Below are 12,306 nucleotides of genomic sequence, written 5' to 3'. Positions count from 1 at the left end.
TAAACTGGGTACAGTTCACCGGCTGTTGTGTAGGCCCTGTGCATTCCTTGGGGATAAATAGGAATGCACAACGGCTATGGCCAGGTGAAACCCACTTTTTTCGATTGCTCACATGTGGATCGAAATCTCCTCGGCGTGTCATTCGAGATGAACAGCCGGGCGTGTTGGGTTAACACTGCTCTCGCGCGCTATGGCGCACATCACATCAATAGTGGTCGGTTTGTCGACTTGTCCACAAATCCCCAGGAGCTGGGTAGAAAGCGCATCAAGAGATTCGGTCGCGAGAAGCCGCGCCCGTCGCCGATGTCGAGCAAATCTTTCGCAACTCTAGCCGGTGCGATCCGATCGCGGTCCGAAATACGACGAGAGTCGCGTGTCGGTATCACCCGCAGCCGACGCACGCGCAGGCGAAGACCATCCCCGCAGAACCTACGGGGATGGTCTTCGGAAACCTTGTGATTCATTGCACGCGAACACGTACCGGCCGGAAAGGCGCGATGCCGGTTCGGGCAACGGTCGCCGGAATTACTCGGCGGCGGCAACCTGCAGGTCGAACTTGGCAACCACATCCGGGTGCAGGTGCACCGTGACGTTGTGCTTGCCGGTGCTCTTGATGTGCGCCTTCGGCAGCTCGATGCTGCGCTTGTCCAGCACCGGACCGCCGGCGGCCTTCACCGCACCGGCGACATCGGCGGGGGTGACCGAGCCGAACAGCTTACCGGTGCCCGCGGTCTTCACCGACAGCGACACTGACTCCAGGCCCTCGATGGCGGCCTTCAGTTCCTTGGCGTGGTCCAGATCGCGCACCCGGCGAGCGTCCTGCGCCCGGCGAATGCCCTCGACCTGCTTCTGCGCACCCTTGGTGGCGACGATCGCCAGGCCGCGCGGCAGCAGGTAGTTGCGGCCGTAACCGTCCTTGACTTCCACGGTGTCGCCGGGCGCACCGAGGTTGTCCACATCAGCAGTCAGAATCAGCTTCATCGTCTGCCTCCCGTTCTCAGCGAGCCGTGGACACGTACGGCAGCAGCGCGACCTCGCGAGAGTTCTTCACCGCGACGGCGATGTCCCGCTGATGCTGCACGCAGTTTCCGGTGACGCGGCGGGCGCGGATCTTGCCGCGGTCGCTGACGAACTTGCGCAGCAACGCCGTGTCCTTGTAATCGATGACGGCTTCCTTGCCTTCCTTGCAGAAAGCGCAAGCCTTCTTCTTCAGCACCTTTTCGCGTGCCGGTGCTTTGGCCATGGGTCTTCACTCCGTCTTGCCTGGGAGCCGCGAACGCGGGCCCCGATATGTGAGCCGTTCAGAACGGCGGTTCGTCGTCCATCTGGCCGCCCCCGAAGGAGCCGGCCGCGGGAGCGCTGCCCCACGGATCGTCGCCGGCGGAACCCTGCCCGCCGCGACTGCCACCGTTGGAGCCGCCGAAGCCCCCACCACTGCCGCCGGAATTGCCACCGAAACCGCCGCCGCCACCGCCGCGCGAGGTCTTGTTGACCTTCGCGGTCGCGTAGCGCAGGGAGGGACCGACCTCGTCGACCTCGAGTTCGACGACCGTGCGCTTCTCACCCTCACGGGTTTCGTAGGAGCGCTGCTTGAGTCGTCCGCTCACGATTACGCGAGCGCCTCGGGTCAGGCTCTCGGCGACGTTCTCCGCGGCCTCACGCCAGATGTTGCAGCGCAGGAACAGCGCTTCGCCGTCTTTCCACTCGTTGGTGTTGCGGTCGAACACACGAGGTGTCGACGCCACCGTGAAATTGGCTACCGCCGCGCCCGCGGGCGTGAATCGAAGTTCCGGATCTGCCGTCAAATTGCCGATGACGGTGATTACGGTGTCGCCTGCCATGGTTCCTCCTGGTCTCCGGTGCACTCGCTTGTTGCGCTAGAGCCTAAGGCCAGGCAACGACAAGTGCGGTTTGCCTTCCGACAGGTCTGCCAGGGGGTTACTTCTTGTCCTGCCGCAGCACCTTGGTGCGCAACACCGACTCGTTCAGGCCGAGCTGACGGTCGAGCTCGCTGACCGTTGCCGGTTCGGCGGTCAGATCGACGACGGCGTAGATGCCTTCGGCGCGCTTCTCGATTTCGTAGGCCAGCCGGCGGCGGCCCCAGAGGTCGACCTTGTCGATCTTGCCGCCCTGCTGCGAGACCACACTGAGCATCTTGTCCAGGTTCGGACCGACAGTGCGCTCGTCCAGGTTCGGATCGAGGATGACCATCACTTCGTAATGACGCACGGGAACCCATCACCTCCTGTGGACTGTGAACGGCCACGGACTTTCCGTGGCAGGAGGGGTCGTTGCGTCAGCAACCCGACAAGGCTACATGAACGGCCGGTCCGGACCCGAATCCGGGTCGCCGGGTGCGAAATGGGTCTCCTTACCGATGAACACCGGCGGGTACGGGGTAGGCCACCTATCGTGGTGGACATGTCGAACCGACCCGCCGATCGCCTCGACCGCGGCGGTGGCGAGGACGTGGCTGCGGAGGTGGCCGCGTGGGCGATTCGGTAGTCCGGACCCGCGACACCGGCCGGGTCGCGGCCGTGGTCGCGGTGCTGGCCTGCGCGGTGACCCTGATCTTCGCCTACCTCAACAAGGCTCGCTGTGCGGGCGCCCCGTTCGACGGCGACGGGCGCAGTTTGGTGTTCGATCGGATCAAGGACGCCGAGGTCTGTTATTCCGATATTCAGTTCCTGTGGCTCGGCCGGGGCATCAACGATCATCTGTTTCCGTATCTCGGCGGGGGCATCACTCCCGACGGCACCCTGACCGGCGGCGCGGTGGAATATCCGGTCCTGAGTGGGCTGCTGATGTGGCTCGGCGCGGCCGGTGTACACGACGATGCCGGATTCCTGCTGCATTCGGCGCTGCTGCTGGCGCCGTTCGCGCTGATGACCGCGTGGATGCTCGGACGGATGTCGGGGGCGGTGGCGTTGCTGTGGTCGGTGGGGCCGCCGCTGGTGCTCTACGCCTTCCACAATTGGGAGCTCCCGGTGGTGTGCGCGGCGGTCGGCGCGGTCTACGCGATGACGGTCCCGAGGCGATACTCCCTGCGCGCCAGAGGAATTGTCGCCGCCGTACTGCTCGGCATCGGGTTCTGCCTGAAGCTGTATCCGGGGATCTTCGTGCTGCCGCTGATGGTGTACGTCTTTGTCGGCGAGCCGGTGCTCGACGATTCTCGGTCGGACGGGCCCCGTCGCGGTTACGACCTGCGCGGCGCGCTCGCGGTCGGGGGCGCGGCGGTGGCCACCGTGGTGGCGATCAATCTGCCGTTCGCGCTGTTCGGGTACGAGGGGTGGCGGGCCTCGTTCACCTTCCAGCAGTTGCGTCAGGCCGACATCACCACGAATTCGATCTGGTACTGGGGTCTGCGGCCGATGTTCGCGCCGGGGCCGGGCGGCGAGGCCGCCTTCCAGGACGTCGTCTCGACGGCTTCGCCGGTGCTGGTGATCGCGGCTTTCGCCCTGGCGATCTGGTTGGGCTGGAAGCGGTTTCCCGAATTCGGCTACTACCCGTGGGTGGGGGTGAGCGGTGCGATGCTGTGTGGATTCCTGCTGTTCCACAAGGTCCATTCACCGCAGTACACGCTGTGGGTGCTGCCGTTCTTCGTCCTGCTCGAGGTGCCGTGGTCCGCGGTCGGCGCTTATCTCCTCGCCGATCTGGCCTTGGGGATCGGGGTGTTCCGCTACTTCTACGCCCTCGGTAGCGGCACGGCCGCGGATGTGGACGAGAAACTCGTGCAGTTCGGGGTGTGGGGCCGGGCGTTGCTGCTGGTGTTCTTCTTCTTCGCCTTCGTCCGCGCCCGGCCGCGCGGCTGTCGGCCGATCATGTCGCGGGTGGCCCGCGAACTCGTCCCGGCCCGATGAGTGCGGGTCACTCCCCGTGCCGGGCGCGATACGCCGCGCTCTTGGCGCGGTTTCCGCACAGCGTCATATCGCACCAGCGGCGCGACCCGGCGCGGGAGGTATCGAGATAGAGACGGGTGCAGGCGTCGCGGCCGCATTGTTTGATCCGGGCGCGGTGCGGGCCGCCGAGTAGTTCGACGGTGTCGGTGGCGATGCGGGCGAGCGCGCGGTCGCAGTCGCCGCGGCGGTGCACATCGCCGTCGGCGCGCAGCGTGATCGACGGCTTCGGGCCGTCGGCGACGCGGTTGACCAGATCGCGGTCCGCGTCGGACCACGCCCGCCCGGCCACCGTCGAGACGGCCAGCCGGTAGATCGCCTCCCGCAACTCGATCGCACGGGCGAACTCGCCCGCCGTGCAGGCGGGACGAGTGCTCAACACTCCGGCCTCCACCAGCCAGTCGTCGAGCGCCGCCGGGTCGGTCAGCAGGTCGATGAATCCGGCCTCGCGTTCCTTGACCGTACCGGCGAAATCCAGGGCCAGGTTGCCACTGACGAAGGTGAACACGGTCCCATAGTAACCGCCTTGACAGGTTAGTTGAGCGGTGCGAGGGTAATAACCACTTCAACTGGTTAGGTGGTGGAGATCGTGCGAACCCGGCTGATGGAGACGGTAGCCCCGGTGGCCTTCGTCGTGATGTGGAGCAGTGCGTTCATCGCCGGAATCATCGGTGTGGGCGCGGCGCCGCCGATGGTCGTGCTGTTCGCCCGATTCGCCTGCGCGGGCCTCGTGCTGACGCTGTATGCCCTTGCGGTACAGGCGGAGTGGCCGCGGGGCCGCGACCTGGTTCATGTCGCGATCGCCGGTCTGCTAATGCAGATGGTTCAGTTCGGCGCGTTCTATGTCGCGATGGCCGACCACGTTTCGGCGGCCGTGATCGCCTTGGTGCAGGGCCTGAATCCGGTGGTGATCGCCCTGTTCGCGGGAACCGTGCTGCACGAGGTGGTGAGCCCGCGGCAGTGGCTGGGTTTCGGCATCGGTGGGCTCGGCGTCGGTTTGGCCGTCGTCGATCAATCACATTTCTCCGCAATCGGATTGGTGCTGTGCGTGATCGGCCTGCTCGGCCTGAGTCTCGGCACGGTGTATCAGAAGCGGTTCGTGCCGCGAGTCGACGCGCGCACCAGCACCGCCGTGCACGTTCTGGTGAGTGCGCCGGTGGCCGGAATCCTCATGCTTGCCGGCGGCGACACCCGAATCCACGATCCGCTGCGATTCGCGGGTGCGCTGGGCTGGATGGTGGCGATCAACGCTGTCGCCTGCTTCCTGCTGCTGAACGCGATGTTGCGGCGTTGGGACGCAACCCGAGTCGGCAAACTGTTCTTCGCCACCCCGGCCGTGACCGCCGCCCTGGCCTGGTTGGTGATCGCACAACCGTTGCGGCCGTTGACCCTTGCGGGTCTCGGGGTGGGCCTGATCGGGATGATCCTGGCCGGCGCTCGCCGCTCGGCCGGTGGCCCGGCGCTGCAATCGGTTCCGGACCGCCGACTCGCCTCGGTCGTTACTGCGGCCGGCCCTGCGCCGCGCTGATCACACCGTCGAGTACTTCACGGGTGCGGATCAGGTCCTTGATGCACGCATCGATGCGGGTGCGCTCGGCGGCAAGGGTTTCGGTGAGCCACGGGGTCGCGGTTTCGGCGGGCGTCCCGTCGGAGTCGTGGATGCACGGCAGCAACTGGGCGATCGTGCGGCTGTGCAGTCCCGCGGCGAACATCTCCTGAATGCGAACGACCCGGTCCACGGCGGATTCGGCGTATTCTCGCTGTCCACCGGACGTGCGGGTCGAGGTGAGCAGGCCCTGAGTCTCGTAGTAGCGCAGCGAGCGCACGCTCACGCCCGTGCGCCGCGCCAATTCACCGATGCGCACCGATTTCTCCCTTGCACCTCACATTGATGTCAGGTTCTACGGTACGCGCATGTTGTTGCTGACCGAATATCACGATCGTCACCTGCACCTGCCCAACCGCGTCGTCATGGCGCCGATGACCAGACTGCGTTCCCGCCCGGACGGTTCCCCGACCGACGACGTGGCCACCTACTACGCGCAGCGGGCCGAGGCGGGACTGATTGTCACCGAGGGGATCTGGCCGCATTCCAGCGGTCAGAGCGAGGCCTGGGTGCCCGGCTTGGCCACCGACGCGCAGACGCGGGCCTGGCATACGGTCACCGACGCCGTGCACCGTGCCGGAGGCCGGATCTTCGCGCAACTCATGCACGGCGGCCGATTGGGGCATCCGCAGGCACGGATCGATGGCACGGTGCCGGCCGGCCCGTCCGCGGTGCGCCCCGAGGACCCGGTTCACCTGTACGACGGCGGAAAGGCGCCGGCCCCGCTGCCGCGCAGTATGACGCGCGCCGAAATCGCCGCGGCCGTCGGCCATTACGCCGACGCGGCACGCCGGGCGGTGGCCGCCGGCTTCGACGGCGTCGAAATCCACGGCGCCAACAGCTATCTCATCCATCAATTCCTGGCGGACAATACGAACCTGCGGACGGACGAATACGGCGGCACCATCGTCAATCGGATGCGCTTCGCGCTCGAGGTCACCGATGCCGTGGTGGCGGCGGTGGGCGCCGAGCGGGTCGGAGTGCGGCTGTCGCCGGGGAATCCGCAATTCGGGATGCGCGAGGCCGATCCGGCGCCGCTGTACCGGGCGTTGATCGCCGAACTGGACACTCGCCGCCCGGCCTATCTGCACCTCACCGACAACGACGACTATCCCGCCCTCGCGGACCTGCGCCCGCGCTGGCACGGCACGCTGATCGCCAACGTGGGCGAGAACCGTGCGCCGACCTCGCCGGCCGCCGCCGAGCGGGTGCTGGCCGCCGGTCACGCCGATCTGGTCTCGTTCGGCCGGGCCTTCATCGCCAATCCCGATCTGGTAGACCGGATTCGGCACGGACGCAAGCTGGCGTCGGTGCGAACGGACGGGCTCTACGGCCAGGGTCCGGTCGGCTATACCGATTACCCGACATGGGCCGAACTCGATCGGCACCCAGCCCGGGTGGCGTGATCCGACAACGGGGACACAGCGCCGATGACCGCCTCCCGCGCATTCCGTCGGCTCGCTCATCTCGGGCTTCGTGGTCTGCGCCGCGACGGGCATCGGCGGTTCCCATTGTCACAGAACCGAACCGGAATCGGTGCGCCGGGCGGTCAATGCCAGCGTTGCAGCAGGCGGTCGGCCTCGGCGGTCAGGGCACGCTGCAGGAACGGGCCGAAACTGACTCGCGCCACGCCCAATTCGGCGAAATACGCTCGATCGCCCTGATCCGGCAGGCCGATCGCGTTCACCGGCAACGGCAGCTCGGCGCACAACCGGCGCAGGATGTCGGGATCGCGCTGGCCCACCGGGTACAGCACATCGGCGCCCGCCTCGGCGGCCAGCCGCATCCGCTCCAGCACCCGCTCGACGCGGTCGGGTGTGTTCTGATCCTCGCGCAGGAACAGGTCGGTGCGGGCGTTGATCACCACGTGCACACCGGTGGCGTCGGCGGCTTGGCGCAGACCGGCGACGAAATCGGCGTGTTCGCGCGGTCCCCGCAGCCGTCCGCCCTCACTGTGGACCGAATCCTCGATATTCAGGCCCACGGCGCCGGCCTCCAGCAGACCGTCGATCAACTGGGCCGGTTTCAGTCCGTAACCGGACTCGATATCGACGGAGACCGGAATATCGACGGCGGCGGTGATCTCCCGGACCCGGGCCATCGATTCGGGATAGGTCATGCCCTCCTGATCGGCCTTGCCGAGGGAATCGGCCAGCGGATGGCTGCCGACGGTGAGGGCGGCGAAGCCGGCCTCCTGCACCAGTTTCGCCGACCACGCATCCCAGACGGTCGGCAGAATCGCCGGATCGCCGGGGCGGTGCAGCTGAAGGAATGTGGTTGCCTGCTCGCTCAATGCGGTCATGTGTCGATCCTCGTCCATCCACCCGCCCCGGCGCCAGGATGCAAGCGCCAGGATCCCGGCGCCAGGATGCCGAGGAACCGGCCGGGCCGGGAGAGCATGGTGGGTGTCCGTGGCTATACCGGCTGCCTGCGCCGGGTCGGCTCGCCCACCGGAGCTTTCGGGCGCAGCGCCGCCGGTAACCAGGGCAGGGCCGGATCCTGGGCGCGGTCCAGAATGCCGCCCACCGGATCGTCGACGCCGTCGCCGCGCACCGGATCCAGATCGGGGCGGTAGATCGCGCGAATCACCAACGCGCACAACCCCAGTACCGCGAGATCGCGCACCAGTACGGTCGCGGTGAACCACTGCTCCGGCACACCCTTGTCCTCGACACCCAGGTAGTAGTACATCCGGGGGAACCACACCAGTGCGTCGACGGTCATCCATGCGAGCAGGATTCGGCGATGGGGCAACGCGAGCACGGCGAGCGGCACCAGCCACAGCGAATACTGTGGGCTCCACACCTTGTTGGTGAGCAGGAACGCCGCCACCACCAGGAACGCCAGTTGGGCGAGCCGGGGCCGGCGGGCGGCGGTCAGCGCGATATAGCCGATTCCCGCGCACGCGGCCGCGAACAGCGTCAGTGACACCAGGTTCAACGCGGTCGGGGTGTCCGATGCGGCCAGTGGGCCGTCGAAGCCCTGCCATCCGGTGAACGAGGTGACCACGTTGTAGAGCGAATCCGGGTCGGCGTGCCGCTCGCTGTTGAGCCGGAAGAATTCCCACCAGCCCTTGGTGAACGGCACGGCGATCGGCAGGTTCACCGCCAGCCAGGCGAGCACCGCCGCGACCACGGCCACCACGGCCGCCCGCAGCGGGCTGATCCGGGCGCCGGCGAGATAGTCGCGCAGTGCCCGCACCGGCTGGTTGCCGTTGCGGCGCAACTGTTGCCGCAGCCCCGGCAGCTGGTGCCGACCGTCCGTGCGCAGGCACAACACCACGATGGGACCCAACAGCAACAGCGGGTACAGCTTCGCTGCCCCGCCGAGCCCGAGCAGCACTCCCGCCAGGACCGGCCGGCGCCGTGCCCAGGCCAACAACCCCGTTGCCGCGAAAGCGGTTGCCAGCGCGTCGAAGTTGGTGAAGATATGCACCAGCACCAGCGGCGAGAGCGCCACCAGTGCGGCATCCCAGATTCGGCGGCCGGACAGCATCGCCGAGGCCCACACGGTGACCAACCAGGCCAGTGCCAGACCCACCGCGACGACGTTGAAATACACCACCACCGACAGCGCCTTGGGTAGGGGCAGGGCCATCCAGATATTGGCGACCTCCATCGCCAGGTACTGGTAGAGACCCGACAACACGGGATATTCCATGTACCGGGTCTGGAGTTTGCCGTCGGCGCCGGCCTCGGTCCACTGCTTCTTGTAGGGGAACGCGCCCTCGTCGAGATGTTCGGCGCCGTAGAGCGGCACGGTGTCGGAGTAGCACATCGCCACGTACTGGCGGCCGTTGTTCCAGTCGAGGGTCAGGTGTCCCTCGGAATTGGTGGTCTGCTGGATACACCCGGCCTTACCGGCCCAGCCGAAGGCGAGGAAGACCACGGCGAAGGCCAGCAGGATCCGCAGCGGGGTCCAGAACCTGGTACGCCCGATCAGCGCGTGATCGCCGACCGGTCCGCCGATCACGCTGCTCAGCTGGGCGGTCATGGAATCGGTACGGCTGGGCTTGTCCCGCCACGTGGCCGACCTCGGATCCGCCGCAACCGGGGCCGCGGAAACGAAACCGGTGGCGGTCTCGACGCCTTCTTCACCGAACGTCGAGGCCGCCACCGGCTGTTGTGCACTCACGTCACCCGAGGCTACCGGTGACTGTTGGAGTACCCGTCTCCTGTCCCGTCGGTCGTGTTGCCGGTACCGGCTCCGGGCCGTTGGGAGCGTGAATTACCGCTGTTACCACCGGAATCCGAATTACTCGGCGAGGTGCCGTCGGCCGGGGCGATCGGCTGTCCCGGCATCGGGCCGGAGTCCTGCGATTGCGGCTGATTCTGCTGCGGCTGGGAGCGCGGGTTCGGCTGCAGGCCCGGCACCGGAATGACGACGCCCGGCAGAATCTCCACTTGCGACGGCTTCACCACCACCGGTGGCTGATAGTCCTGCTGGGTGGTGCTCGGCGCGGTGTAGGGCGCCGAATAGGACGGCACACCCGCCTGGCCGCCGATGGCGGCAGGCTTCGGGAAGTTCTCCTTCGGCGTGCCCTCGAGCGCGCCGTCCATGGTGTCCTTCCAGATATCGGACGGCAGTCCGGAGCCGTACATGATCGCACCGCCCGGTGTCTTCAACGCGACACCGTCGGCGGTGCCCACCCACACCGCCGTCGACAGCGACGGGGTGAACCCGATCATCCAGGCGTCCTTGTTCTGGCCGGTATCGCCGAGCTGGGTGGTGCCGGTCTTGGCGGCGGACTTGCGGCCGCCGGCGAGACCGTGATTGCGCGAGGACGCCGCGATCGGTTCCATCGCCGAGGTCAGGTTGTCGGCGACCGCCGCGGAGACGCGCTGCTCACCGGCGACCTGGCCGCGGTCGAGCAGGACCTGACCGTCGGCCGTGACGACCTTCTGCACGAAGTGCGGTTTGTGATACACGCCGGAGGCGGCGATGGTCGCGTACGCGGAGGCCATATCCAGCGGCCGGACCTGGTACTGGCCCAGGATGATGCCGTTGTTGGGGCCCGAACCGTCCGGCTCGGTGAGGGTTTGGCCCACCCCCGGAATCGTTTCCGGAATGCCCAGCCGATGCGCCATCGCGGCGATCTTCGCCGGGCCGTCCGGCATATCGAGTTCCATCCGGTAGAAGCTGGTGTTCAGCGACCGTTTGAGCGCTTCGGCGATGGTGCAGGTACCGCAGGTCTCGCCCTCGGCATTGGTGATCTTGATGCCGTTGACGGTCAGGTCCGAGCTGTCGTACATCGTCGACAGCGGCTTCCCGAGTTCCAGGTTCTCGGCCAGACCGAACACCTTGAACGTCGAACCCGACTGCAGGCCCGCGTTGGCGAAGTCCCAGCCGGTGGCGTTGTCACCACCGTAATAGGCGCGCACACCACCGGATTTCGGGTCGACCGAGACGACCGCGGTCCGGATCTCGTCCCGTTCGCCCTGCATATTCTTGTGCACCGCGTCGACGGCCGCCTGCTGGGCCTTCTGGTCGATGGTCGTGGTGATCTGCAGACCCTCGGTGTTGAGCTGCGAATCGGTGATGCCGGCGTCGGAGAGCTCCTTGAGGACCTGGCGTTTGATCAGGCCGTTGGAGCCCGGCTCGCTCGGCTGGTCGCTGTCGTTGCTCGCGCTCGACGGAAGCACCTTGGGGTACACCATCTTCGAGCGTTCGGCGGCGGGCAGGTTGCCGCCGGCCACCATGCCGTCGAGCACGTAGTTCCAGCGTGTTTCGGCGCCCTTCGGGTTGTTCTCCGGGTCCAGGCCGTAGGGCTGCTGAATCGTGGCGGCCAGCACCGCGCCCTCTTCGATGGTCAGCTGTTCGACGGGCTTGCCGAAGTACGCCTTGGCGGCGGCATCGATGCCGAAGGTGCCGCGGCCGAACGGAATGGTGTTCAGATAGGCGGTGAGGATGTCGTTCTTACTCCACTGCCGCGCCATCTTCGCCGAGATCACCAGCTCGCGCATCTTGCGGTTGAGCGAGTGCTGATTGCCGACCATGGCGTTCTTGACGTACTGCTGGGTGATCGTCGAACCACCGCCGGCGCTCTCCTTGCCGAGCAGGTTGTCGCGGGCGGCGCGGGCGAATCCGGAGATCGAGAAGCCCGGGTTGCTGTAGAAGTCCCGGTCCTCGGCCGCGATGACCGCGTTGCGCACGTGTGGCGGAATCTGGTCGATCGTGACATCGGTCCGGTTACCTTGCGGCGGAACGATTTTGCTGATCACCGAGTTGCCGTCGGCGGCCAGGATCGTGGCGACCTGGTTGGTTTTGAGATCGCCCGGCTGGGGTATCGAGACGGTCGTGTACGCGATCAGGAAGACCGCGCTCGGCACCACGATGGCCAATGCCACCAGGACGTAGAGCACCCGGCGCACGATGCGCCACGGTGATTTCTTCTTACCCTTCGGGCCCCGACCGGCCGAACCACCCGGACCATCGCCACCGCCGTTGCCCTTGCGCGGCGGCGGACCCGAGGGCGGCGTACCGCCGGTCGCGCGACGGCCACTCGTCCCCGAGCCGGAGCCCGGCCGCGAACCGGCGCCACCGGGCGCCGAACGGTTGGCCGCCGTCGAGCGCTGGGTGCGCTGGGCCATCGCCTCGCCGAGGGTGCCGGCCGCGATTTTCTGCGTGGCCTGAGACTTCTGGGTGGCCTGCGCACCACCCGGACGCTGCGCGGGCTTCCCGGAATTCGCCGGGCTGCCCGGATTGCCGGGCCGCCGGGGCGGACCCCCGGCGGGGTTCGGCTGGCCGCCGCGGACGGTGGGCTGGCCACCCGTGCGCGGCGGCCCACCGGCCGGACCACGCATC

At 67.3% G+C, this 12,306-nt stretch carries 12 protein-coding genes; 3 read left to right on the top strand and 9 right to left on the bottom strand.

All coding sequences use genetic code 11. From position 1 onward, the window contains the following. Window positions 1-525 precede the first annotated feature (525 nt). From rplI to rpsF, 4 genes are all read right to left on the bottom strand, one after another. Window positions 526-981: a 50S ribosomal protein L9 gene (gene rplI, locus ON37_RS25780; RefSeq protein ID WP_040722939.1), complete on the bottom strand. Its 456-nt coding sequence runs from the start codon at window positions 979-981 to the stop codon at window positions 526-528. Window positions 982-997: 16 nt separating this feature from the next. Beyond that, window positions 998-1,243, bottom strand: a complete 246-nt coding sequence (gene rpsR / locus ON37_RS25775; protein WP_040722938.1) for a 30S ribosomal protein S18 — start codon at window positions 1,241-1,243, stop codon at window positions 998-1,000. A 58-nt stretch (window positions 1,244-1,301) separates the two neighbouring features. Next, window positions 1,302-1,841, bottom strand: a complete 540-nt coding sequence (locus tag ON37_RS25770; RefSeq protein WP_040722937.1) for a single-stranded DNA-binding protein — start codon at window positions 1,839-1,841, stop codon at window positions 1,302-1,304. A 97-nt stretch (window positions 1,842-1,938) separates the two neighbouring features. Continuing rightward, window positions 1,939-2,229, bottom strand: coding sequence for a 30S ribosomal protein S6 (rpsF, locus tag ON37_RS25765; RefSeq protein ID WP_030514152.1), 291 nt, complete (start codon window positions 2,227-2,229; stop codon window positions 1,939-1,941). 260 nt (window positions 2,230-2,489) lie between these two features. On the opposite strand from rpsF, the gene ON37_RS25760 reads away from it, so the two are divergent. Beyond that, window positions 2,490-3,860 (top strand): glycosyltransferase family 87 protein, encoded by a 1,371-nt coding sequence (locus tag ON37_RS25760; RefSeq protein ID WP_051032045.1) that lies wholly within the window; start codon window positions 2,490-2,492, stop codon window positions 3,858-3,860. A 7-nt stretch (window positions 3,861-3,867) separates the two neighbouring features. Here ON37_RS25760 and ON37_RS25755 read toward each other — a convergent pair whose 3' ends face one another. Next, the gene (locus ON37_RS25755; RefSeq protein ID WP_040722935.1) at window positions 3,868-4,404 is read right to left on the bottom strand and encodes a CGNR zinc finger domain-containing protein; all 537 of its coding nucleotides are present in this window, start codon (window positions 4,402-4,404) and stop codon (window positions 3,868-3,870) included. Between the two features lie 69 nt (window positions 4,405-4,473). Here ON37_RS25755 and ON37_RS25750 point away from each other — a divergent pair, with 69 nt between their 5' ends. Beyond that, window positions 4,474-5,424 carry a DMT family transporter gene (locus tag ON37_RS25750; protein WP_245553471.1) on the top strand — a complete coding sequence of 317 codons (951 nt, stop codon included), beginning with the start codon at window positions 4,474-4,476 and terminating at the stop codon, window positions 5,422-5,424. On the opposite strand, the gene ON37_RS25745 is transcribed toward ON37_RS25750, so the two are convergent. Next, on the bottom strand, window positions 5,396-5,761 hold the full coding sequence (locus ON37_RS25745; RefSeq protein ID WP_040722934.1) for a MerR family transcriptional regulator: 366 nt from the start codon (window positions 5,759-5,761) through the stop codon (window positions 5,396-5,398). The two genes, ON37_RS25750 and ON37_RS25745, sit on opposite strands and share 29 nt — an antisense overlap. Window positions 5,762-5,810: 49 nt before the next feature. Between ON37_RS25745 and ON37_RS25740 the strand changes: the two genes are divergently transcribed. Continuing rightward, window positions 5,811-6,908: an alkene reductase gene (locus tag ON37_RS25740; protein ID WP_040722933.1), complete on the top strand. Its 1,098-nt coding sequence runs from the start codon at window positions 5,811-5,813 to the stop codon at window positions 6,906-6,908. 143 nt (window positions 6,909-7,051) lie between these two features. Here the strand turns inward: ON37_RS25740 and ON37_RS25735 are convergent, their stop codons facing one another. The 3 genes from ON37_RS25735 to ON37_RS25725 all read right to left on the bottom strand — a co-directional run bounded on the left by ON37_RS25735 (window position 7,052) and on the right by ON37_RS25725 (window position 12,092). Next, window positions 7,052-7,804: an isocitrate lyase/PEP mutase family protein gene (locus ON37_RS25735; RefSeq protein WP_040722932.1), complete on the bottom strand. Its 753-nt coding sequence runs from the start codon at window positions 7,802-7,804 to the stop codon at window positions 7,052-7,054. Window positions 7,805-7,917: 113 nt separating this feature from the next. Continuing rightward, entirely contained in the window at window positions 7,918-9,618 is a 1,701-nt protein-coding gene (locus ON37_RS25730) for a glycosyltransferase family 87 protein (protein WP_051032044.1), read from the bottom strand. A gap of 29 nt (window positions 9,619-9,647) precedes the next feature. Continuing rightward, window positions 9,648-12,092, bottom strand: coding sequence for a transglycosylase domain-containing protein (locus ON37_RS25725; protein ID WP_051032050.1), 2,445 nt, complete (start codon window positions 12,090-12,092; stop codon window positions 9,648-9,650). Between the last annotated feature and the right edge of the window lie 214 nt (window positions 12,093-12,306).

This window comes from Nocardia veterana NBRC 100344, from assembly GCF_000308855.1.
Taxonomy (GTDB): Bacteria; Actinomycetota; Actinomycetes; order Mycobacteriales; family Mycobacteriaceae; genus Nocardia; species Nocardia veterana.
This window is presented reverse-complemented; position numbering and strand designations above follow the sequence as displayed.

Bases quoted from the DNA above. Each gene is read 5' to 3' on its own strand.
- rplI (WP_040722939.1), bottom strand. From the start codon at position 981: ATGAAGCTGATTCTGACTGCTGATGTGGACAACCTCGGTGCGCCCGGC.
- rpsR (WP_040722938.1), bottom strand. From the start codon at position 1,243: ATGGCCAAAGCACCGGCACGCGAAAAGGTGCTGAAGAAGAAGGCTTGC.
- ON37_RS25770 (WP_040722937.1), bottom strand. From the start codon at position 1,841: ATGGCAGGCGACACCGTAATCACCGTCATCGGCAATTTGACGGCAGAT.
- ON37_RS25740 (WP_040722933.1), top strand. From the start codon at position 5,811: ATGTTGTTGCTGACCGAATATCACGATCGTCACCTGCACCTGCCCAAC.
- ON37_RS25735 (WP_040722932.1), bottom strand. From the start codon at position 7,804: ATGACCGCATTGAGCGAGCAGGCAACCACATTCCTTCAGCTGCACCGC.
- ON37_RS25725 (WP_051032050.1), bottom strand. From the start codon at position 12,092: ATGGCCCAGCGCACCCAGCGCTCGACGGCGGCCAACCGTTCGGCGCCC.